Source organism: Desulforhopalus vacuolatus, assembly GCF_016918505.1.
Lineage (GTDB): Bacteria > Desulfobacterota > Desulfobulbia > Desulfobulbales > Desulfocapsaceae > Desulforhopalus > Desulforhopalus vacuolatus.
The window spans coordinates 57,570-78,376 of sequence record NZ_JAFFPZ010000007.1; the positions used below are offsets into that span (position 1 = coordinate 57,570).

Genomic DNA, 20,807 nt, shown 5'->3' on the forward strand with positions numbered 1-20,807 from the left:
TGTTCATTCTGGATGTGGAACGCTTACAGAGCCTTTAAGAAATATCTTACTGATATTACGATGAAAAGTGGATATGATGAGTTTTCTTTTCTGACTGTTGAAAAGCTGTTTTTCAGGAGCCTTTTTTTCGCCTGAAAAACAACACTTGTTATATTACAATTTGTTCAAAAATTCAAGTTTTTAAGGGTTCTCAAAGGGAGAAGGAATAATGAAAAAATCAACAGTTAGACTGCTTTTTGATGTGTTGAAAAAATACTGTTGTGAGGGAGTTTTCACGAACTGTGCGCTGGGCTGGTTTAAGAGAGGAGAAGAGTGGAGTGAAAAAGGTTTTTTTTACTGTAAAAATGAGGGGGATATCTGTAACTGTGCAGTTACAGAACCAGAGGGGAAAGAAAGCTTTTTTGACCTTGCCTCACTCACCAAGGTGCTGGTAACAATCCCCTCTCTTCTCCTTCTTGCGAGGGCAGGAAAAATTAATTTTGAGCAGCCACTTGTTGATTTCTACCCGGAAGCACCCTTTCCCCTGGCAGAGGCTACTCTCTTCCAGCTTATCAACCACAGCTCGGGTTTGCCTGCACATCGACCATATTATGCCTCGTTGATTACTCTGGCGGAGGAAGAGCGTTTTGAGGCGGTAGTGCAGTCCATTCTGGCTGAGAGAGTAGAGGCAGCACCCGGTGAAAAGACAAGGTACAGCGACCTGGGGTATATTCTGCTCGGCAGAATTATAGAAAAAGTGACGGGGAAGGGGCTGGAAGAGTTCTGGCAGCAGGTGCTGCAGATACCATCTGGTCTCGAAAAAAGCCTTTTTTTCGGTGATGAGATGCGACAGAAGAACATCACCCCTGTTTCTACAGGTCGATCACGATGGAACGGTGAGGCGCTTCAGGGACGTGTTCATGATGATAACTGTCGAATTCTTGGCGGTGTTGCGGGTCATGCCGGACTTTTCGGCAATTGTCGTGGAGTGGTGGAGATGGCGCAGTTGTTCAATAACGAATATCACGGGGAAGGAAATCTGCTGCCGAAGAAGTTGTTTCAGGAACTCGTGAACAAAAAATCTGGAGAAAGGCGCTGCGGGTTTGATATCCCTGAGGGCAGGACGTCCTCCAGTGGCCATCTTTTTTCTCCCCTTACCATCGGTCATCTCGGTTTCACGGGAACCTCAATGTGGATAGATTTACAGAGAGGTGTGGGAATTGTACTTTTAACGAATCGGGTCTGCTGCGGGGAAGATCTTGCAGGGATCCGCAGGATGCGACCGGAGATTCATGATATATTGATGAAGTCCCTTGTATGACAGGATGTGGACAACAAAGTGACAGAATCCTTTAAGGGTGGTAAAAAAAAATGCAGACAGAGACCGCTGTACTGGAGAGAAGAGATCTGGAGAGTCTCCATAACGTCTCTGACTGAACGAAAGCAGGCTGTTTCAAGATACCCTGCAGTTAAAGAAACTGTCAGGCTTTTCTTTCGAAGTTCACATCTGCTCAATATCCACACAAAGAGAACAACGGTGGTTAACAATTCGGATACCATGACTTTTCAGCAAAAGGGGAAAGCCAGTACGTCCATGGAGCAGGCGATTGAAGAACTTCACCGTTGCAGTGGTTCCCAGTTTGACGGGGACGTGGTAAAGTATTTCACGAAAGGGAACCTTGAATATGAACGAAATACAAGATTATTCAAGGCACCCGAAAAAGACTGTGGACTTCACCCTGCAGAGATTGAAAATACTATGAAACCTCTTGATGAACCCGGGATGAAATAAAATAAAATGAATATGAAAATTTCGCAGGAAGATGTACAGCACGTGGCGAATCTTGCACGGTTGCGCCTCAGTGACGAGGAACTCGTCACCATGACTGGCCAGCTCGACACCATTCTCTCCTATGTGGAGAAACTTGATGAGCTTGATACTACTGGAGTTTCCCCCACAACGCATGTTTTTCCCTTGAGTAACGTCTTTCGGGAAGATATTGTGCGGCCCTCGCTGGAACAGCAGGAAGCATTGGAAAACGGGCCGAAGACGGATGAGGACAGCTTCCTCGTTCCGAAAATTATTTGATTGGAGAGGAACGAATGCAGCCATACGAATTAGGAGTTGAGGAGTCTCTCAGGGCACTGGAGGGTGGCACACTCTCCAGCGTGGAGTTGACAAAGAGTTGTCTGGAGCGGATTGAGAAGGTGGATGACGATATCGGTGCCTTTATTTCCGTTGACCGTGAGGGTGCACTGATGGCTGCGGAGGCCGCCGACAGAAATCGCTCTGCAGGCAGCGCCGGATCCCTTTGCGGGGTTCCGGTGGCGGTTAAAGATCTGCTCAATGTTAAAGGCCTGAAAAATACCTGTGGCTCGAAGATGCTGGAGAATTTTATCTCTCCCTACGACGCTACTTCAGTGACGAAACTTAAACAGGCAGGAGCGGTAATCATCGGCAAGGTGAGTATGGATGAATTTGCCATGGGGTCTGCTTCAGAAACCTGCGCCTTCGGTGCACCGCGCAATCCAATAAAAAAGGGCTATGTGACGGGTGGTTCTTCAGGCGGATCAGCCGCCGCCGTGGCAGCGCTGGAGTGTGCTGCTTCTCTTGGCTCGGATACTGGCGGCTCCATTCGTCAGCCCGCCTCTCTCTGCGGCGTGGTGGGGATGAAACCGACCTACGGCCGGGTCTCCCGCTATGGGCTGACGGCCTTTGCATCTTCTCTTGATCAGGTTGGTCCCTTTGCCCGGAACGTCGCCGATTGTGCGCGAATGATGCAGGTGATCAGCGGCTGGGATGAGATGGATTCCACCTCGGTGCAGCAGTCGGTGCCAGACTTCCCGGCTGCCCTTACTGAAGGCCTCTCCGGAATGACAGCCGGAGTGCCGAAGGAGTATTTCACCGCAGGGCTTGACCCTGAGGTGGAGAAAGTTGTGTACAATGCCATAGAGGCACTCAAGGCACGTGGAGCGAAGATCGTTGAGGTCTCTCTGCCACATACCGAATACTGTGTTGCCGCCTATTATATTATAGCTTCGTCTGAAGCCAGTTCCAACCTCGCCCGCTATGATGGTGTGGTGTACGGTTTCCGTAAAGAGGGTGAAAATCTGCTGGAAATGTATAAAAATACTCGTTCCGAGGGGTTCGGTGCAGAGGTGAAACGGCGTATCCTCATTGGTACCTATGCGCTCTCCTCTGGATATTACGATGCCTATTATAAGAAGGCTTCACAGGTACGCACCCTGATTCTCAACGATTTCAAGTCTGCCTTTACGAAATGTGACTTTCTTGTCTCTCCGGTCTGTCCGACTCCAGCCTGGAAGCAGGGTGAACACAAAGATGATCCGCTGGCGGCCTATCTCTCCGATATTCTCACCCTCTCCACCAACCTCGCCGGTGTTCCAGGAATGTCGGTTCCAGGGGGAGTGACTTCCAGTGGTCTGCCGGTTGGGGTACAGCTTCAGGGGACTCATTTTGCCGAAGAGACTCTTCTCAGAGCGGGGTGGAATCTTGAGCAGGAACTGCAGCTTCCCGCAGGGAAAATTGATATTTAACCAAACACGACGAGGCTTTTCTTGAAACTAAAAATACCCAGACATATCAGTACCATTGTTCCTTATCCGCCGGGTAAACCGCAGGATGAACTGGAGCGGGAGTATGGTGTCCGTAACTCTATAAAACTGGCTTCCAATGAAAATCCCCGTTCTCCTTCGGAGGCTGTTTTGCGGGCTGTCAGTGAGGCGCTGACGAAACTCAACCGTTATCCGGATGGTTCCTGTTTTTATCTTACGACAAGTCTGGCTGACAAACTCGGCGTTTCCCCCTCTGAGATTGTTGTTGGCAACGGTTCCGATGATATTATCGACTGTCTTGTGAAGGCTTTTGTCAATGAGGGAGAGGAGGTTATCTCCAGCCACCCGTCCTTCCTGATGTATACAAAATGTGTCCAGGTTCGCGGCGGTATCAACCGCGTGGTGCCGATGAAAGAGATGCACCACGATCTCGATGCCATCGCCGCTGCAGTCAACGAGCACACCCGGCTGATTTTTCTCGACAATCCCAACAACCCAACCGGCAGCATTATTCCTCTGGTGGATCTCTCCGTTTTCCTCAGTAATGTGCCGGAGGATGTCATCGTCGTGCTTGATGAGGCCTATGCTGATTTCATGGACGATGAATATCGACCTGATGCCGGTTCTCTTCTGCGTAATACCAAAGGCCGGGCGGCAGTGGTTTTTCTGCGCACTTTTTCCAAGGCCTACGGTATTCCGGGACTGCGTGTCGGGTATGGATTGATGCCCGAAGAGGTTGCTGTCTGTCTGCACAAGGTGCGCCAGCCTTTCAACGTTAACATGCTGGCCCAGGTGGCCGCCGTTGCCGCTCTTGGTGATGAAACATCGTATCAACAGATGCTGGATTCCACTCGGGAAGGTATTGAATATCTCTCCGGTGGTCTGCGTAAATTTGGCTGTGTCCCTTATCCGACTCAGACCAACTTTATCCTTGTAGATGTAAAATGCGATGCTGACAAACTCTATGATGCCATGCTTTATGAGGGCGTTATTATCCGTTCCATGACTTCCTACGGATTCTCCAGCTGTGTTCGTATCTCCGTTGGACTGGAGGAAGAGAACATTCGCTGTCTTAATGCTCTTGAGAAGTGTCTTGGCATGATGGAGCGCTGAGATGTCCCGTCGCAGGATTGTTACCATTGATGGCCCCGCCGGGGTTGGAAAATCAACCGTATCGCGGATGACCGCCGTCGAGCTGGGTTTCACCTATCTTGACACCGGTGCCATGTACCGTACTGTCGGGCTCTATATGAGTGAACAGGGTGTGGCACTTGATGATGAGGCCGGTATTGCCGCCCGCATCAGGGAGGTTGAGATGGAACTGCTCCCCGCTACAGACGAGAACTCCGATACGCGGGTTCTTCTCTGCGGAGAAGATGTCAGTAGAGAGATCCGTACACAGGATATGTCGATGGCTGCATCGCAGGTCAGTTCAATTCCAGAAGTGCGCACTTTCCTTACTGAAATGCAACGCAGATATGGCGAAAAAGAGGATATTGTCGCCGAAGGGCGGGACATGGGTACCGTGGTCTTCCCCATGGCCGCATGGAAATTTTTTCTTGATGCCAGCCCTGAGATGCGCGCCCGCAGGCGTTTTTATCAGCTTGAGGAACAGGGAGAGACTGTCGATTTTGAGCAGCTCCTTGCCCAGACCGTCGAGCGTGATTACAACGATTCCCACCGCAATATTGCCCCACTGGTTCCGGCAAAGGATGCGGTTCTTATCTCAACTGATGCGGTGGATGCTGCAGGGGTTACGGCGCAGATTATACGTCGGGTTCTTGACAATTCCTTCTAAGGGAATTGAGACTTTTTTTTAAACAGGTACTGAAAGAAAACAACGCCCCTGATTTCACTCAGAAATCAGGGGCGTTGCTGTTCTCTTCAGGTTCCCTTCAATTTCAGACTGTATTATTCCGCGATGAAATCCACTCGGCGGTTGTATTTGTAGGCTTTTTCATCGTGGCCAAGAAACAACGGCCGCTCTTCTCCATAGGAGATGGTGCGGATGTGATTTTCGGGGATACCCGTGTTGGTCAGGTATCTTTTCACATTGATAGCCCGGCGTTCGGCGAGGGCAAGGTTGTATTCTGCAGTACCGCGCTCGTCACAATTTCCTTCAAGAATCAGATTTATGGCGGGATTACTCTGCATATATGCAGCATTTTGTTCAATAACAACCATCATTTCCGGGCTGAGGCGGAACTGGTCAAATTCAAAATAGACAGGAAGAAAGCCCTCGGATGAGCGGCCATGCTCTCTCCTGAAGGCTTCCGGCATGTTCATGATGTCAGTGTCATTGAAGCTGTGAGAGTTATCATCAAGCGAACCTTCGAGTGGCAGGTTGTCCTCAGAGAAGCCCGCCTCACCCATGGTACCCGTGTTGTGGCTCTCGGGATATTCAAGATCGGAACCGGTGGCCATTGCAGAGGTATCGGTGGGGGGAACAATGGTTTTAGCACAGCCTCCCAGCAGAAGCAGCAGAGATACACTGAGTGTAACAAGGATAGTGTTGAAAATACTATTTTTCATGGGTTCTCCTGTGTCGGTACGTCTAAGTTTCATTCCACCGGAGAGAGTTCCCCGGTGCCCCTGTTTTCAAGGGCGAAAATGTGAAAATCAAAGTAACATAACAAGTCTCAGTAGCTTTTTCACCCTTTTGCAGCGCCTTACATTGCAAAGTTATATTGAAAAAGTAACGAAAAAATTAATTCTGCCTTCATACAATAATGGATCACATGAAATTTACTGCCACCTGTCCTGCAGGAGTTGAACTCCTTGTTGCCGGAGAACTCAAAGAGTTTGGCGCTGTCAACCCGCAGATCGACGTCGGTGCTGTCCACTGGAGCGGCTCTCTGGAGAGTGTATACCGAGCTTGTCTCTGGTCTCGTTTTGCCTCACGTATTTTCCTTCAGCTGGCCGCGTTCACAGTGCGCAATGAGGATGAATTGTACAACGAGGGGCGCCGCATTGACTGGCTCAAAGTTTTTGATGTCAAGGCTACCTTTGCCATCAACACCACTCTGAGCGGCAAGACCCGCATCAACAATAACCGCTATGCCGGTCTGAAACTCAAGGATGCAATTGCCGACCACTTTCGCGACAAACTTGATGAGCGTCCATCAGTACAGGGACAACGCCCCGGGGTGCAACTTCACCTGCATCTCAAAGAGGCCCGCGACTGCGACGAGGCCACCGTCTATATTGATATGAGTGGCGAGAGTCTGCACCGCCGCGGCTACCGCATGGCAGGCTCCATTGCCCCGCTGAAGGAAACTCTTGCGGCTGCCATCGTTGCTCTCAGCGGCTGGCAGGGGAAAGGACCTCTTCTCGATCCCATGTGCGGCAGCGGAACTATCCTTATTGAAGCGGCAATGATCGCCGGGGATGTGGCGCCGGGAATATCCCGTCCATGGTTTGGTTTTTTCTCCTGGAAGGGACATCAGCCGGAGCTGTGGGACAGTCTCATTGAAGAGGCGGTGAGCCGTGAAGAGGCAGGACTTGACCGTCACTGGCCGCTGCTGCTTGGTTATGATTCTGATCCGAGGGCGGTGGCAGCCGCGCGGAAAAATATCCTTCGTGCCGGTCTTACTGACCATATTCAGATTAAACAGGCAGAGCTGGCCACCCTCGCACCTCCCGAAGCAGAGGGAACACTGGTGAGCAACCTGCCCTTTGGAGAGCGTCTCTCCGAGCAGGAGATTGTAACACGGCTCTACCGTGCCCTCGGCCGTATCTGCAAGGAGCGTTTTTCCGACTGGCGACTGGCGGTCTTTATCTCCAACCCGGATCTCACCGAAAGCTTCACGCTGCGCTGGGAACGGCGCGAGCGGCTCTTCAATGGTCCGATTGCCTGCCGTCTGCTCTGTACCAGTCTGGCCGGTCAGCACGAAACGCCCTTTATCTGGAGTCTGCCAGAGAATCCGCAGATTAATCCCGAGGCAGAGGATTTCGTCAATCGTTTGAAGAAGAACTACACAAAATTACAGAAATGGGTGACAAGGGAGGGGATTACCTGCTACCGTCTCTACGATCGTGACCTGCCCGAATTCAACTTTGCCCTTGATCTCTACGGCAAGTGGTTTCACCTGCAGGAGTTTGCCGCGCCGAAGACGGTGAGTGACGAGGTGGCGGCGAAACGTCTGCGTCTCGCGCAGGAGGGAATTCAGAGACTGTTTGGCGTCCGTTCCGACCGTATCTTTGTCAAGAGACGCGAGCGCCAGCGTGGCGCGAAGCAGTATGAGCGCCGGGGGGAACAGCGCAAACCGAAATTCCAGGAGGTTCGGGAAGGACAGGCTGCACTGCTGGTCAACTTCACGGACTATCTTGACACCGGGCTTTTTCTCGATCACCGGCCGCTGCGACAGCGCATCTTCGATGGGGCAAAGGGGCAGCGTTTTCTCAACCTCTTTGGCTACACCGGAAGCGCCACCGTGCAGGCGGCGCTCGGCGGGGCAGCGGAGACGACCACTGTAGATCTTTCCGCCAACTATCTTGACTGGGCGCGGAAAAACCTTGCCCTCAACGGCTTTGCGGAGCTGCGGCACCATCTTGTCGCGGCAGACTGTGTTGCCTGGCTGCGCGACTGTACCGACCACTTCGACCTCATTTTTCTTGATCCGCCCACCTTCTCCAATACCAAAAAGGAGAATCGGGTGTTTGATATCCAGCGCGATCACCGGGAGCTGCTTCACCTCTCCATGTTGCGGCTGGCGCAGGGCGGAGTGCTGCTCTTTTCCAGCAACTTCCGTCGCTTCGTTCTCGACGAAAAGCTGCTGGAGGAATATGATGTCAAGGACATCAGTGCAGCCACCATTCCGCAGGATTTTCAGCGGAATGCGAAGATTCACCACTGCTGGGAATTTCGTTTGAAAGAGTAACTTTCCCCGGTTCGATGTGTGTCCGCATCTGACGTACCGCGAAGGACGCTGAAGGACCTTGTCCTGCTTCGTGTTTCTCAGCATTTTTCCCGGGTGAAACAGGCACCATTTTTGTGTCTTCTCTGTCTGCTGCTGATTGTCAGCGGATTGTCGGACGTAAAAGTGGAAACCCATTTATCTGTAACATATTATATCTGTGATGAAATTCAGTAAAGTATCTCTGCATACCTTCGGCTATGAGCTTCCCCCCAACGTCCTCACCTCCGAGGCCATTGAGACCCGGCTTGCACCTGTCTATGAACGCCTTCACCTGCCCGCCGGTCGTCTCGAACTGATGAGCGGTATCCGCGAGCGGCGATTGTGGAACTCCGGTACCCGCCCGAGTGAAGCCGCAGGCCTCGCCGGGAAAAACGTTCTGGAGAAGTCCGGCTTCGACCCGCAGCAGGTGGAGGCACTGCTTTTCACCTCGGTGAGTCGCGATCTGATGGAGCCCGCCACCGCATCCTTCGTCCATAACGCTCTCGGTCTCTCTTCGGATGCCATCGTCATGGATATCTCCAACGCCTGCCTCGGTTTTCTCGATGGCATGATGATGCTCGCCGGAATGATTGAGCTGGGGCAGGTTAAAAACGGCCTTATTGTCTCTGGAGAGACAGCAGAGGATCTGGTGGAATCGACCATATCCACACTGCTTTCCGATCCTTCTATTACTCGCAGGAGCATAAAACCTGCCTTCGCTTCACTGACCATTGGTTCCGGCGCGGTAGCCCTGCTGATGACCCGGGCGGAAGATGGAGATGGCTGCCCGCGTCTTATCCACGGTGCCTGGCGGGCGCATACCGGCCACAGCAATCTCTGCAAGGGTGGTCAAGGGGGTGAGGGGACGCTGATGGATACCAACTCTGAAGAGTTGCTGCACTCCGGAGTGGCGACGGCGAAGGCCGCCTGGGAGAAATTTTCCGCTGTTCCCGGCTGGGGAGCTGATGAGGTAGATCGCTTCTTCTGCCATCAGGTGGGGAGTGCCCACGCCCGTTTGCTCTTCAATTCTCTTGGCCTTGATACGGAGAAAAATTTTCAAACGCTGCCGGTTCTCGGCAATATAGGTTCTGTCTCTGCACCCATCACCATGGCGATGGGCATGGAGCAGGGTAAATTTAATAAAGGTGAGAAGGCTGCCATGCTTGGCATCGGCAGCGGAATCAATTGCATGATGTTGGGGGTGGAGTGGTGAAACTGCAGCTGAGTGATGCACAGAGAAGTGAGATTGAGGAGATATACAACGTTTTGCAGCAGGGGTATGACCGGGTGGCTGCAGAAATGGAGTTCAGCTGTGAGGGTTGTCCCGACAACTGCTGCGACTCCTGGTTTCAGCATCACAGCCACGTGGAGTGGCTCTATTTCCGCGAGGGACTGGCGGAGCTGACTGAGGAGAGGCAGGCTGAACTGCGCAGCCGCGCCACCGATTATATCCTCGCCTGTGGCGCCGCGCAGCAGCGGGGAGAACGTCCGCAGGTGGACTGTCCACTGCTGGAAGACGGCCTCTGCAGTCTCTACAAACACCGTCTGCTCGTCTGTCGGACTCACGGCGTTCCGGCGCGGATGAAACGGCCCGATGGTAAACTGCTGCGTTTTCCCGGTTGCTTTCGCTGTCAGGAAGTCATCAGAAAGCGCTATCCGCAGGGAGAAGAGTTTGCCCCCACCGCCAACCGCACGCCGATGCTCATGCGGCTGGCAAAACTGGAAAATGAAGTCCTGTGTAATAAAAGACATTTGATGGAAAAAGTGCAGAAAACCATTGCTGAAATGATTCTCGAAGAACCACCGGAACTTCCCGGATTTTAAGTGGTGTAGAAATTATACAAGGTTCCCACAAGAAGGAGTTGAGGATGATGGAGGAACATCAGGTACTTTTCAAACAGCAGAATTCGCGAATGTGCCTCGTCTGCGGCATGAAAAACAAGATAGGCCTCATGGCCCGTTTCTACGGTCTCGATGACGGTCGCCTCATCTCCACCTTCACCGCGCGGGAGGAGCATCAATCCTATCCAGGACGAATGCACGGCGGCATTGCCGCCACCATCCTTGACGAAACCATTGGCCGGGCGGTGATGTCACCGGAGGCGCAGTTGTGGGGAGTGACATTGGATTTCTCCATGAAACTGCGCAAGCCTGTTCCTCTCGGTGAACCTTTGCGGGTGGTGGGTCAGATCGATACGGAAACGAGGCGCTCCTTCGTGGGAAGCGGCCAGCTGCTGCTGCCGGATAACACTGTGGCGGTAGAGGGCCGGGGAAAGTATCTGAAAATGCCGCTGGAAAAGATTGCCGATTTTGATCACGAGGGTGAGGAGTGGATAGTGCTTGAGGAAGAGAACGACCCGAAGAGCTTTTTTCTGCCTGCTCTCTGACAGGAAGTGGAGAGGATTCCTCTCCTTCCTGCCAGACCTGATCGCAGGAGAACTCAGAGAGAAAGCCGGAAGCCGAGGATGCCGCTGCGGTTGCCAGCCCCGGCCCAGTCCCGGGACGCCGCACGTACCCACCTCGGGAAGCCGTACCAGCACCCGCCACGAACGACACGGAGTGTGTCTGCACCCTCCGTCTCCCAGGCAGAGCCATCTGCTGGCGCTCCGTTGTAATCGTTGTGCCATATATCCTGGCACCACTCATCGATATTACCGCTCATCTGGTAGAGACCAAGAGCGTTGGGGGAAAAACTCTCCACCGGTATGGTCTCTTCCCGGTCTGCTCCAATACGGGAATATGGTTCTACATCTTGTTCCCTGCCATTGAAATTTGCCTCGTCCGGGCCAATGGTATCTTTGCCGGTGCCAAAACGTACCTTTTTGCCGCCTTCCCGTGCTGCGTATTCCCATTGTGCCTCGGAAGGCAGACGGTACTGTCTGCCGCTGGCGGTGTTAAGTTTTTCGAGAAAATTCTGTACAGTATTCCAGCTTATGTCCTCCACCGGGTAGCGGTCGCCCTGCTGGAATTCACTTGGGTTTTCATCCATGATCTTCAGCCACTCTCCCTGAGTTACCTCGTATTTACCCAGATAAAATCCCTCAAGGGTGACGGAATGGATGGGACGTTCCCGGGGTTCCCCCTCGTTGAACGTATCCCCCATCTCAAAACTGCCCCCCGGTACCCAGACAAACTCCATCCCGGTACGTTCATCACAGAATTCTTTGCCATAAGGGCCGATTTCTTCGGCGTTCTTCTTCGGAATCTGTGCTTTTTCGTCTTTTTCGCTCATGGTTCTCCCTGTTATTTTTATTTTCGAGATGTTGGCATACTCATGGTATGGCGATCTCTCTTAGACTCTTACAAATGATACAGGCTGGGGTTTCCACTGTCACTTGACGGAAAAGCATTACGGATACCTTGAATAACCAGTCTTTCGTCCATCTTCTTTGTTACAGTAAAAAAAATATCCTCGGAGGTAAGCGCCAGACTCTGATATCAATCACCAGACAAAGTCTGCTGGATGAATTTGATATTATCGAATGTTATCGTGAAGGCAGGAGATTATTTACTCTGTTGAAGATCTCCTCAATCATCCAGTTCCTCCGCACTTTTCGGTTCGAGCAGCAGTTCCGGCTGTGAGCCTTGCCATCAGTAGAGCGGCCAGCGTTCACAGTGTAGCGGCAGGACGAAGAGCACCGTGGCATAGCCCTGCAGCTGGCTCAGCCCCGCAGTGACGGCAAGCATCATGGCCGGTCCTGTTGGTTGATGATGGAGACAGTGAGGGTGGTTTTGGATTTTCCACGATCCCTGTCTTTAAAACAGGATATATGGCGTTGTAGAAGAAGGTGATTTCTTCCCTTTAACAATAATCCGAATGATGCTCTGGATCGACAATTTCCCGAAACTTTGCCACCACCTGCTGAAAATCCTCCCAGGCATCCTTTTTCATCGCCGGATTACGCAGCAATGCAGCCGGATGATAGGTTGGCATTACCAGCCGTCCCTGCCACTCCATCCACTGTCCGCGAATCTTTGTGATGCGCAGTTTCGGATCAATTAACCCCTTGAGCGCCGTTGCTCCGAGGAGAATAATGATTTTGGGATCAATCAACTCAATCTGCTTATACAGCCACGGCAGACACGCGGTTCGTTCTTCAGGTGTCGGGTTGCGGTTGTTCGGTGGCCGGCATTTCACAATGTTGCCAATAAATATATGCTGCTGCCTGTTGAAACCGCACACCTCAAGGATTCGGTCAAGAAGCTGTCCCGACTTGCCGACAAAAGGATGCCCCTGCTGGTCTTCGTAAAAACCCGGCCCCTCACCAATAAATAAAATCTCCGCGTGAGGATCTCCCTCGCCAAAAACGACATGGTTGCGGGTTTCAGCCAGGACACATTTTCTGCACTGCAGGACCTCTTCCTCCAGTTCTTGCAGCTCTTTCTCGCGCTGCGCCATGTCTGCCGTATTATCTGCCATTCTGTTTACTCCCTTATTCAATGTTCCCTGAAATGATTTTAAAAAAATTGCATCTCCCCTGAAGGGCGGAAATTTCTCCGGCGCCCACACATTCTCTCCGTGAGTTGCTTCGGCGGATTTCTATTGCTGACGGCTTTGGTGCACCGTTCGACCAGGCATGTCCCGCCCGGAATATTCTATGCCGCGTTCAGGTCTGCGTTTTTGGGTATGAATCAGCGATATGGTATATGTCTCGGCGCTGTTCACCGTTTGGTTTAATCTGGAATTTGAATGCTTGAAGACGTTTCATAATTATATTATATTTGGTTCATAAGAAATAACAACGATATTTGGCGTGGCAGGCATTGCGTTTTCAGAATGCATACTCATTTGGTCTTCGTGACGAAATATCGTCGAGACGTACGTGGCAGCTTTGCGGAAGTCTTAACCGACTTTGAAGCAGAGCGTGTGGAGTTCGACGGAAAAACGCGTTGTGATCCCCTTTTTCCTGTGCTGGCAGTTGCGGCGATGCACCGATCAATAAAGGGTATATTGAAACAGTCTGCATCCCTTCATCTTTGAGGCACAGGAAGAAATTTACCCGCCTGTGACTTTGATATCGGAGCCTGACGCTTCACTCCGAGGATAATGTTAACTCTAACGAAGAAAATGGGCGAAAGTGTGGTTCTTCAGGTACCCTGTTCTTCGTCACTACAGAGAAGAACAGCAAACACCGGAAAAAGAAGGAATACCTTGAACGCCTTTGGCGTTTACGCTCTCTATCTTTAACCTGAACGGCGGGGGGACCGCACATTCAATTAAAACGCAGAGTATAATGGAAAATGTGCAGAAAAAGATCTCTCCCCTGCAGTTATGGGTGCTGGCTGTCCGTCCGAAAACCCTGCCTGCTTCCGGCGGCCCTGTTGCTGTGGGTTGCGGATTGGCGCTGGCCTGTGGTGCGGGTGGAACACGTGTTCTTCTCCCGACGCTGGCCTGTTTCTTCTGTTCTGTGCTCCTGCAGATCGGGGTAAATCTTGCCAACGACTATTTCGATTTCAAAAGAGGAATAGACGGGGAACAGCGGCAGGGACCCGTGCGGGTGACCCAGAGCGGGCTTATTCCACCGGAAAAAGTGCGTCTCGGCATGGTCTTTTCACTCATCCTCGCCGGGCTGATCTTTCTCTATCTTGCCGTGCTCGGCGGCTGGCCTGTTGTACTGGTAGGGGCGGCATCGCTGCTTGCGGCGCTGGCGTACAGCGGTGGACCATGGCCGCTGGCTTCTCACGGTCTGGGCGAGGTGTTTGCTTTTCTTTTCTACGGACCGGTGGGCGTGTGTGCCACGGCATATATTCTGCTTGGAAGCCTTCCTCTGCTCGCTCTGCCTGCATCGTTGCCACCGGGATTTCTCATTGCGGCGGTGATGGTAGTCAACAATCTGCGCGATATTGACACCGACCGGGCGGCGGGCAAGATCAGCCTCGCCGTGCGTCTTGGCCGCTGCCGCACGATTCAGCTTTACAAATCGCTGGTGTGGCTCAGTTATGTGGTGCCGCCGGTGCTGGCTGTTACCGGGCTGGCGGGACCCTTTGTGGTCTTGCCGCTTTTCACCGCGCTGCTCGCGCGGCGGGTGTGTGTGGTTATTGAGTGTGAACCTGGTGACAGTCTGAACGACCTGCTCGGAGATACGGCGCGGTTGTCGCTGCTTTACAGCATTATGCTTGCCTTCGGGCTTGGCTATAACTTTTGAGGGGATCCCATGGAAATAAGCTTTCTCGGCATTGAACAGAAACGATTTGTTATCTTCGGACTGGCGAACAAGAAGTCGATGGCCTGCGTGATTGGCCGTACCCTCGTCTCCCGAGGGGCGAAGGTTATCCATGTGGTGCGCTCCAGAGAGAGGGTGGAGGAGGCGAAAAAACTTTTTCCTGCATCGCGGGTCTTTGTCTGTGATGTGGAGGATGAAGCCAATGTCGTGCGGGTGCGGGATGAGATTGCCGAGTGGCTGAAGAGCGAGGGAAAGGATGCAAAGATCGACGGTATCATTCATTCCATTGCCTTCGCCAACTACTCTAAAGGGATAAAGCCTTTTCACGAGACGGAAAAGGCGGACTTTCTGCAGGCGGTGAATATCTCATGCTTTTCACTGATCTCCATCGCCAAATATTTCAAGGATTTGCTGGAAAAAGATGCCTCGGTGGTGACCATTTCCATCTCCACGACGCGAATGGCAGCGGAAAACTATGGTTATATGGCTCCGGTGAAGGCCGCACTGGATTCTTCGCTGGTTTTTCTCGCCAAATCTTTCTCGGAGTTTTCGGAGGTGCGCTTTAACGCGGTGGCACCATCGTTGTTAAAAACCTCAGCTTCGGCAGGGATTCCGGGCTATGTTGATTCTTATCTCTATGCCGAGCAGGTGATTCCGCGCAAACGCGCGCTTGCTACCCAGGAGGCGGCCAACCTCGTGGTATTTCTCATGTCGCGGCGGTCGTCGGGAATCAACTGCCAGACGATGGTGGTAGATGCGGGAATGTCGGTGAACTATTTTGATAAAAATATTGTAAAGAAGGTTGTGTGCCCGGTTTGAGGTATGAAGGGTACCTTGAATAATTGCCCATCATCTTCGTTAGAGTTAAATTTATCCTCGGCGAGAAGCGCCAGACTCCGGGAACTGCTGATTACACCGGTGATGAACGCCAGGCCGGTATACGTACATTTTACATTTGTATTGGCGGATTCAAAAGCAGGAGGGACGAAGAAAGGGAGAAAGGAGACGGGAGACAGGAGGCAGGAAAAAGCAAAAGGTCTTTGTAGAGACGACCAATTTGGGCGTTTCCAGCACAACGGACGTTTTTACAATGAGATCAATTTTACAGCCTGTTTATCCATTCGTAATTGCCAAAAAAAGATGTCCACGCAGTCGTGTTCTCTGGTCAGTAAAAAATGTGATTGGTATAAGTACCTTCACGAAAATAATTTCTAAGGTATTAATATACCTGTGATAAATTTTTTCCTGTGCTTTGAATATGAGCGAATGCAGAATGTTTCAAGATACCCGGAAAAAAATGACAACAGAGAAACAGGCAGACAGAGATGAGCGTCTTGCTGCGGTGCTGGCGGAGTTTATTGCCGAGCGGCAGCCGGAAACGGAGTTTGAGCCGACGGAACCGCCCACTGAGGAGTGTTACAGCAGGGAAGAGCTGTCGGCGCTGATTGACAAACGGGTGAGTGAGGAAAACGCCGCGAAGATGCGCGTCCATATCAGGGGTTGTGCTCATTGCCGCAATCAGTGTATGAATATTGCCGTCCTGAAAATGGGTGCCATGCACAGCGGCGGGGGTATCGCGAAGAGGGTGAACGGCAGCTGCCTCGGCGTGGTGACAGTTCTTGGCATGGCTATGGTGGCGGCCATTGTTTTTTTTAGTCACAAATTTATAAACACTCTTTTTCAATAACCCGCGAGGCAAAAGATGAGCAATATCCCTTTGAATGAACGCATTATTGTAGCCCTGGATGTAGATACTCCCGAGGAGGCCAGGTCGATAGTAAAGCGTTGCGAGGCCCATACCTGCTACTTCAAGATTGGTCTGCAGCTCTTTGTTGGCAGCTGGTTTGAGATGGTCGACTGGCTGGTGGACCGTGGCAACAAGGTGATGCTTGATCTAAAGTTTTTTGATATTCCCGAGACGGTGAAGAAGGCGGTGGGACAGGTGCGTGATCGCGGGGTAAGCCTGACTACCATCCACGGCAACGATGCTATTGTGCGGGCGGCGGTGGAAGCAAAGCAGGAAAGTGATATCAAGCTGCTGGCGATCACTGTACTCACCAGTTTTGGTGAGGAGGACATGCGTGCCATGGGTATGACGCAGTCGGTGGCCGATCTTGTCTTCTTCCGCGCCAGACGCGCCCTCGAACTGGGGTGTGACGGGGTTGTTTCTTCTGGACTGGAAGCGGAGAAGTTGCGCAGAGACCTGGGCAAAAAGCTGCTGATTGTTACTCCAGGGATCCGCCCCGGAGCCAACGTGCAGGATGGCAGCGATGATCAGAAGCGCATAGTCACCGCTGAAATGGCGATAAGGAACGGTGCCAGTCACGTTGTTGTGGGGCGGCCGATCACCCGTTCCAGTGATCCGGCGGGAGTTATCATGAAGATGCAGGAAAAGATCGCGGCGATCTAAAGCCAGGCCTATGAATTATAAATCTATCGCCAACGTCTTCGGCACCCTGCTGATTGTTACCGGCTGTTCGATGACGTTGCCCGTGATTTGCTCGCTGATCTATCGGGAGGACGATCTCCTCTCTTTTCTTTTTTCGATGTTCATCATTCTCGCCCTCGGTCTGCCGCTTAAACGCTTGTTTCGCGGGGCGAGGGTGCTTACCTTCCGTGATTCGATCTTTATCGCCACCTTCGGCTGGATCGTTATTTCCGCAGTTTCCACCTTTCCCTTTCTGTTTCACGGCAGTATCTCCACCTTTACCGATGCCTTCTTTGAGATGATGTCCGGTTACACCACCACCGGTGCCACCATTCTTCCGGATATCGAGATTGTGCCTCATGGCCTGCTTTTCTGGCGCAGCCAGACTCATCTGCTCGGCGGCATGGGGTTTCTCACCCTTACGCTGCTCTTTCTTCCCCACGGAGTGGGGTCGATGCGGATCTTCCGGGCGGAATCAAGTCCCGGTCAGGTGATCACCGGCGACAAGTTTAAAGCACGTAACAAGGATACCATGGCCTGGCTGTGGGGAATATATATCTTCCTCAACGTGGCTGAGACGCTGTTACTGCTGGGGGGAGGAATGAATTTATTTGATTCCCTGTGTCACGCCTTCGGGACGATCTCAACCTCCGGCTATTCGACGAAAAATATATCGGTGGGCTACTACGATTCGGCGTGGATTGACTGGGTAACTACTTTTTTCATGTTCTGCGGCGGCACGACCTTTATCCTCTTCTACTATATCCTCTGCGGAAACTGGAAAGGGGTGCGGGAAAACACAGAGCTGCGCTGGTATTTCGGTTTCACCCTCTTCTTCTGCCTCGGCGTGAGCTTCAGTCTCTACACACAGGGGATCTATGAGAGCTTCACGAACTGTCTGCGCTTTGGCTGTTTCCAGGTAGTCTCCATCCTGACGACTACCGGTTTCACTACCGCCAATTATGAGCTGTGGCCGCAGCTCGCGCAGATGCTGCTCTTTACCGTCTGCTTCATCGGTGCCTGTGCCGGTTCTACCACCAGCGGTATCAAGATTGTTCACTATGTGGTGATTTTACAGTGGATGTACCACACCGTGAAACGGATGTTTCTGCAGCCGATGTCGATGGTGACCCTGCACCTCAACGGGAGGTCGGTGGATGCCGGAATCGTCGATCTTTCCGTGTGCTACTTTATAATCAACATCCTGCTGGTGCTTTTCGGTGGCTGTGTCATTTCACTGCTTGAGCCGCAGGTCAGTTTCTTTGGCTCAATGTCATCAGTGATCTCCAGTCTAATGAATATCGGCCCTGGTTTCGGCGAGGTCGGTCCGAGTGAGAACTATGCCTTTTTCTCAGTGGCGAGCAAGTGGTTTCTGTCGTGGAACATGCTGGTGGGACGTCTGGAGATGTTCTCCGCGCTGGCCGTTTTCTATCCTGCATTCTGGAAGAAGTAAGGCGGGACAGGAGAAAGGGAAAAGCGGTAATACCATTCCTATTAAGTTGTGACCGTGCTAAATACCATTTTCACTTTCTATTGACGAATTCAAAGGCAGGGGGATGGGAGACAGGAGAAAGGAGACAGGGAAAAGCAAAAGACGGAACAGCGAAAAACTTTTTGCCAACGAATAAAAGCTCTAATCATGCGAATAAAGGCAAAAAACTTTAAGAAGTTACGCTTTTATAAAAAATGCCCTTTTTCGCATGATTAGACTGTTTCTATTAAGTTATGCTCTTTTTACATCCTGTTGATTCATTCGTAATCACAAAAAAAGATGTCCACGCAGTCGCGCTCTCTGATCAATACAAAATGGAAATGGTATAACTTTATTTTGTATCAAGGCTCAGTGCTGAATTCAACGTACCCTCTTCCTTGAAATGCAGTGTCGGAGAAAAACGGCCGGTATCGATTTTGGCAGTGAACGTGTATGTGAAGGAGCTTTTACCGCTGGAAAGCAGCTGGTTGAAGAGTTTAATACTGCCGCCGAGGTTGATGCCGGAGACGAGTTTGAGCTCCTCCTGGCCATACTCTTTGACGGTGGGCAGGTCGTTGGCGACGCCGGTGAGAATTTTATTGTTGTTCAGGCTGACGGAGTAGACAATGCCTTCAAGGGGCAGTGGGGTGCGGTTGGGATTGAGAACCTGCAGACCGATCTCAAAGCGGGGAAGAATACCGTTGGAGGGCAGTATGCGGATACTGGTCAGGCCGACGGCGGGCTTTTCCCAGCCGGGATGAAGAGTTGCACAACCACCGAGGAAGAAAAGTGCGAGAAGGAGTGAAAGAAGTTGTTTTTGCATGGTTTTTCTTTTTGTCTTATAAAGAATACAGGGGAGTAAAAATCTAACCGCGGAATAATTTCCTGACATCTTTAAGGAGCATTGACGGGCAGATGACAACCACAGGCTCATTGGCCTCTATCTGGGTGTCGCCCATGGCGATTTCCCATTCGCCCTGGCGGCGGATGGCGCCAATAATCATCTTGTCGCGGAAGATGGGATCCAGTTTGGAAAGCGGTTTACGGGTGACAGGCGCCTTTGGCATGGGGGTGAGTTCTACCACTTCAACATCGAAGCCGTGGAGGTGGGCCACGGAGTGGAATTCGCTGCTGCGAATGAATTTTACAATTTCGTTAGCCGCCAGTACCTTCTTGTTCAGGGCAATGTCAGTGCCCGTGGATGCGGCGAGGATGAGGTAGTCCTCTTTGCCGACGAGGGAGATGGTGTGCAGTTTTTTCTTTTTCCTCTTCTCATCCGTCTCTTCGCCGTCATCTTCAATCGAATAGAGATGTTTGCCGAGCAGGCTGGCCATGATGTTGGTCTCATTGTCGCCGGTGCAGGTTACAAGGGTGTCCGCCGCCTGTACGCCAGCCTCGGCGAGGACATCAAGCCGGGAGCCGTCGCCGTGGAGGAGTTCCACGCCCTTAAGCTGTTCGGAAAGGAGCTTTGCCCGGTCCGCATCTTTTTCCAGCAGGGTAACCTCTACCTGTTTGTTGAGAAGTTCAGCTACCCGTGCACCGACGAGTCCGCCGCCAAGGAGGAGGACCCTCTGCTGTCGTTTCTGGGCGGTGGAGGTGAATTCCAGTACCTGATTACGGAAGGCAGCAGGGAACATGATGGCGATATGATCGCCGGGATGCAGTTTCTGCTGACCGTAGGGGATGATAGTGCGGATGCCCCGGGTGATGGCCGCTACCCGGAAAGGGATATCATGGTATCGCGCGGCAAGTTTCTGCAGGGTCAGCCCGGCGATAGGGGAACGGGCGGCGATCCCGGTGGCGAGGATGAGGATTTTACTTTCGGCCAGTTCGATGATTTCGTTGCTGTCACTGGTCTGAATGATGCGGACAATCTCCTGTGAAACCAGTTCCTCAGGGTGAATAATGAGGTCAAGATTGAGATCTTCTGCCGTGAGCAGCGAGTCCGGCTGACCGAATTCAAGGGAGCGAACCCGGGCAATCTTGCGTGGAATGCCGAGGTGATGGGCGATGTGGGCGGCCATCATGTTCACAGCGTCGTTGTCGGTGACGGCGATCATGTAATCCATCTGTTCGACTCCGGCGTTCTTCCAGCAGCGGATGCTCATGGCATCCCCCAGAATGAGGCGGGCGTCAATCTGACTTTCGGCGAAGGCGATAAGTTGTGGGTTGGACTCAATAATGGTCACCGCCTGTTCGTCATCAATGAGACGTTTGGCCAGATAGAGACCGACACCGCCGAGGCCGAGGATGAGGATGTTTTCGCTTTTATTGCGCTGTTTGCCGAACAT

At 52.0% G+C, this 20,807-nt stretch carries 22 protein-coding genes; 16 read left to right on the forward strand and 6 right to left on the reverse strand.

All coding sequences use genetic code 11. The features are described from left to right. Positions 1-208: 208 nt before the first annotated feature. From JWG39_RS06355 to cmk, 6 genes are all read left to right on the forward strand, one after another. Entirely contained in the window at positions 209-1,300 is a 1,092-nt protein-coding gene (locus JWG39_RS06355; RefSeq protein WP_205218543.1) for a serine hydrolase domain-containing protein, read from the forward strand. A gap of 216 nt (positions 1,301-1,516) precedes the next feature. Next, a complete protein-coding gene (locus tag JWG39_RS06360; protein WP_205218544.1) occupies positions 1,517-1,771 on the forward strand; it encodes a hypothetical protein in 255 nt (84 codons plus the stop codon). 12 nt (positions 1,772-1,783) lie between these two features. Further along, positions 1,784-2,068: an Asp-tRNA(Asn)/Glu-tRNA(Gln) amidotransferase subunit GatC gene (gatC, locus tag JWG39_RS06365; protein WP_205218545.1), complete on the forward strand. Its 285-nt coding sequence runs from the start codon at positions 1,784-1,786 to the stop codon at positions 2,066-2,068. A 14-nt stretch (positions 2,069-2,082) separates the two neighbouring features. Beyond that, positions 2,083-3,537: an Asp-tRNA(Asn)/Glu-tRNA(Gln) amidotransferase subunit GatA gene (gene gatA / locus JWG39_RS06370; RefSeq protein ID WP_205218546.1), complete on the forward strand. Its 1,455-nt coding sequence runs from the start codon at positions 2,083-2,085 to the stop codon at positions 3,535-3,537. Between the two features lie 21 nt (positions 3,538-3,558). Further along, positions 3,559-4,668, forward strand: coding sequence for a histidinol-phosphate transaminase (hisC, locus tag JWG39_RS06375; RefSeq protein WP_205218547.1), 1,110 nt, complete (start codon positions 3,559-3,561; stop codon positions 4,666-4,668). 1 nt (position 4,669) lies between these two features. Next, positions 4,670-5,353: a (d)CMP kinase gene (gene cmk / locus JWG39_RS06380; protein WP_205218548.1), complete on the forward strand. Its 684-nt coding sequence runs from the start codon at positions 4,670-4,672 to the stop codon at positions 5,351-5,353. 113 nt (positions 5,354-5,466) lie between these two features. Here cmk and pal read toward each other — a convergent pair whose 3' ends face one another. Beyond that, on the reverse strand, positions 5,467-6,087 hold the full coding sequence (gene pal / locus JWG39_RS06385) for a peptidoglycan-associated lipoprotein Pal (protein WP_205218549.1): 621 nt from the start codon (positions 6,085-6,087) through the stop codon (positions 5,467-5,469). Between the two features lie 206 nt (positions 6,088-6,293). On the opposite strand from pal, the gene rlmKL reads away from it, so the two are divergent. The 4 genes from rlmKL to JWG39_RS06405 all read left to right on the forward strand — a co-directional run bounded on the left by rlmKL (position 6,294) and on the right by JWG39_RS06405 (position 10,840). Continuing rightward, positions 6,294-8,435 (forward strand): bifunctional 23S rRNA (guanine(2069)-N(7))-methyltransferase RlmK/23S rRNA (guanine(2445)-N(2))-methyltransferase RlmL, encoded by a 2,142-nt coding sequence (rlmKL, locus tag JWG39_RS06390; protein ID WP_240192023.1) that lies wholly within the window; start codon positions 6,294-6,296, stop codon positions 8,433-8,435. Positions 8,436-8,634: 199 nt separating this feature from the next. Continuing rightward, positions 8,635-9,666: a 3-oxoacyl-ACP synthase III gene (locus JWG39_RS06395; RefSeq protein ID WP_205218551.1), complete on the forward strand. Its 1,032-nt coding sequence runs from the start codon at positions 8,635-8,637 to the stop codon at positions 9,664-9,666. Beyond that, positions 9,639-10,277, forward strand: coding sequence for a YkgJ family cysteine cluster protein (locus JWG39_RS06400; RefSeq protein ID WP_240192024.1), 639 nt, complete (start codon positions 9,639-9,641; stop codon positions 10,275-10,277). The genes JWG39_RS06395 and JWG39_RS06400 overlap by 28 nt, the downstream gene beginning before the upstream one ends. Positions 10,278-10,321: 44 nt before the next feature. After that, positions 10,322-10,840, forward strand: a complete 519-nt coding sequence (locus tag JWG39_RS06405; protein WP_205218552.1) for a PaaI family thioesterase — start codon at positions 10,322-10,324, stop codon at positions 10,838-10,840. 53 nt (positions 10,841-10,893) lie between these two features. Here JWG39_RS06405 and JWG39_RS06410 read toward each other — a convergent pair whose 3' ends face one another. Next, positions 10,894-11,685, reverse strand: a complete 792-nt coding sequence (locus tag JWG39_RS06410) for a formylglycine-generating enzyme family protein (protein ID WP_205218553.1) — start codon at positions 11,683-11,685, stop codon at positions 10,894-10,896. 128 nt (positions 11,686-11,813) lie between these two features. On the opposite strand from JWG39_RS06410, the gene JWG39_RS06415 reads away from it, so the two are divergent. Continuing rightward, positions 11,814-12,035: a hypothetical protein gene (locus tag JWG39_RS06415; RefSeq protein ID WP_205218554.1), complete on the forward strand. Its 222-nt coding sequence runs from the start codon at positions 11,814-11,816 to the stop codon at positions 12,033-12,035. A gap of 220 nt (positions 12,036-12,255) precedes the next feature. Here the strand turns inward: JWG39_RS06415 and JWG39_RS06420 are convergent, their stop codons facing one another. Both JWG39_RS06420 and JWG39_RS17375 read right to left on the reverse strand, forming a co-directional pair. Further along, positions 12,256-12,873, reverse strand: a complete 618-nt coding sequence (locus JWG39_RS06420; protein ID WP_205218555.1) for a uracil-DNA glycosylase — start codon at positions 12,871-12,873, stop codon at positions 12,256-12,258. A 187-nt stretch (positions 12,874-13,060) separates the two neighbouring features. Then, a complete protein-coding gene (locus JWG39_RS17375) occupies positions 13,061-13,162 on the reverse strand; it encodes a helix-turn-helix domain-containing protein (RefSeq protein WP_439099709.1) in 102 nt (33 codons plus the stop codon). A gap of 525 nt (positions 13,163-13,687) precedes the next feature. Between JWG39_RS17375 and JWG39_RS06425 the strand changes: the two genes are divergently transcribed. From JWG39_RS06425 to JWG39_RS06445, 5 genes are all read left to right on the forward strand, one after another. After that, positions 13,688-14,599 carry a 1,4-dihydroxy-2-naphthoate polyprenyltransferase gene (locus tag JWG39_RS06425; protein WP_205218556.1) on the forward strand — a complete coding sequence of 304 codons (912 nt, stop codon included), beginning with the start codon at positions 13,688-13,690 and terminating at the stop codon, positions 14,597-14,599. A gap of 15 nt (positions 14,600-14,614) precedes the next feature. Continuing rightward, positions 14,615-15,436, forward strand: a complete 822-nt coding sequence (locus tag JWG39_RS06430; RefSeq protein ID WP_205218635.1) for an enoyl-ACP reductase FabI — start codon at positions 14,615-14,617, stop codon at positions 15,434-15,436. A gap of 478 nt (positions 15,437-15,914) precedes the next feature. Beyond that, positions 15,915-16,304 (forward strand): zf-HC2 domain-containing protein, encoded by a 390-nt coding sequence (locus JWG39_RS06435; protein ID WP_205218557.1) that lies wholly within the window; start codon positions 15,915-15,917, stop codon positions 16,302-16,304. Positions 16,305-16,319: 15 nt separating this feature from the next. Further along, positions 16,320-17,027 (forward strand): orotidine-5'-phosphate decarboxylase, encoded by a 708-nt coding sequence (gene pyrF / locus JWG39_RS06440; RefSeq protein ID WP_205218558.1) that lies wholly within the window; start codon positions 16,320-16,322, stop codon positions 17,025-17,027. A gap of 10 nt (positions 17,028-17,037) precedes the next feature. Continuing rightward, positions 17,038-18,498, forward strand: coding sequence for a TrkH family potassium uptake protein (locus JWG39_RS06445; RefSeq protein ID WP_205218559.1), 1,461 nt, complete (start codon positions 17,038-17,040; stop codon positions 18,496-18,498). Positions 18,499-18,868: 370 nt separating this feature from the next. Here the strand turns inward: JWG39_RS06445 and JWG39_RS06450 are convergent, their stop codons facing one another. Beyond that, complete coding sequence (locus JWG39_RS06450; protein ID WP_205218560.1) at positions 18,869-19,339, reverse strand: LEA/WHy family protein; 471 nt, start codon at positions 19,337-19,339, stop codon at positions 18,869-18,871. A 43-nt stretch (positions 19,340-19,382) separates the two neighbouring features. Then, positions 19,383-20,807 (reverse strand): Trk system potassium transporter TrkA, encoded by a 1,425-nt coding sequence (gene trkA, locus JWG39_RS06455; protein ID WP_205218561.1) that lies wholly within the window; start codon positions 20,805-20,807, stop codon positions 19,383-19,385.

Excerpts from the sequence above, each read along its gene's own strand:
- JWG39_RS06410 (WP_205218553.1), bottom strand. The coding sequence starts at position 11,685 with ATGAGCGAAAAAGACGAAAAAGCACAGATTCCGAAGAAGAACGCCGAA.
- trkA (WP_205218561.1), bottom strand. The coding sequence starts at position 20,807 with ATGTTCGGCAAACAGCGCAATAAAAGCGAAAACATCCTCATCCTCGGC.
- cmk (WP_205218548.1), top strand. The coding sequence starts at position 4,670 with ATGTCCCGTCGCAGGATTGTTACCATTGATGGCCCCGCCGGGGTTGGA.
- gatC (WP_205218545.1), top strand. The coding sequence starts at position 1,784 with ATGAAAATTTCGCAGGAAGATGTACAGCACGTGGCGAATCTTGCACGG.
- JWG39_RS06395 (WP_205218551.1), top strand. The coding sequence starts at position 8,635 with ATGAAATTCAGTAAAGTATCTCTGCATACCTTCGGCTATGAGCTTCCC.
- JWG39_RS06355 (WP_205218543.1), top strand. The coding sequence starts at position 209 with ATGAAAAAATCAACAGTTAGACTGCTTTTTGATGTGTTGAAAAAATAC.
- JWG39_RS06450 (WP_205218560.1), bottom strand. The coding sequence starts at position 19,339 with ATGCAAAAACAACTTCTTTCACTCCTTCTCGCACTTTTCTTCCTCGGT.
- rlmKL (WP_240192023.1), top strand. The coding sequence starts at position 6,294 with ATGAAATTTACTGCCACCTGTCCTGCAGGAGTTGAACTCCTTGTTGCC.
- JWG39_RS06425 (WP_205218556.1), top strand. The coding sequence starts at position 13,688 with ATGGAAAATGTGCAGAAAAAGATCTCTCCCCTGCAGTTATGGGTGCTG.
- JWG39_RS17375 (WP_439099709.1), bottom strand. The coding sequence starts at position 13,162 with ATGAAACGTCTTCAAGCATTCAAATTCCAGATTAAACCAAACGGTGAA.
- gatA (WP_205218546.1), top strand. The coding sequence starts at position 2,083 with ATGCAGCCATACGAATTAGGAGTTGAGGAGTCTCTCAGGGCACTGGAG.
- JWG39_RS06435 (WP_205218557.1), top strand. The coding sequence starts at position 15,915 with ATGACAACAGAGAAACAGGCAGACAGAGATGAGCGTCTTGCTGCGGTG.
- JWG39_RS06445 (WP_205218559.1), top strand. The coding sequence starts at position 17,038 with ATGAATTATAAATCTATCGCCAACGTCTTCGGCACCCTGCTGATTGTT.
- pyrF (WP_205218558.1), top strand. The coding sequence starts at position 16,320 with ATGAGCAATATCCCTTTGAATGAACGCATTATTGTAGCCCTGGATGTA.
- JWG39_RS06405 (WP_205218552.1), top strand. The coding sequence starts at position 10,322 with ATGATGGAGGAACATCAGGTACTTTTCAAACAGCAGAATTCGCGAATG.
- JWG39_RS06420 (WP_205218555.1), bottom strand. The coding sequence starts at position 12,873 with ATGGCAGATAATACGGCAGACATGGCGCAGCGCGAGAAAGAGCTGCAA.
- pal (WP_205218549.1), bottom strand. The coding sequence starts at position 6,087 with ATGAAAAATAGTATTTTCAACACTATCCTTGTTACACTCAGTGTATCT.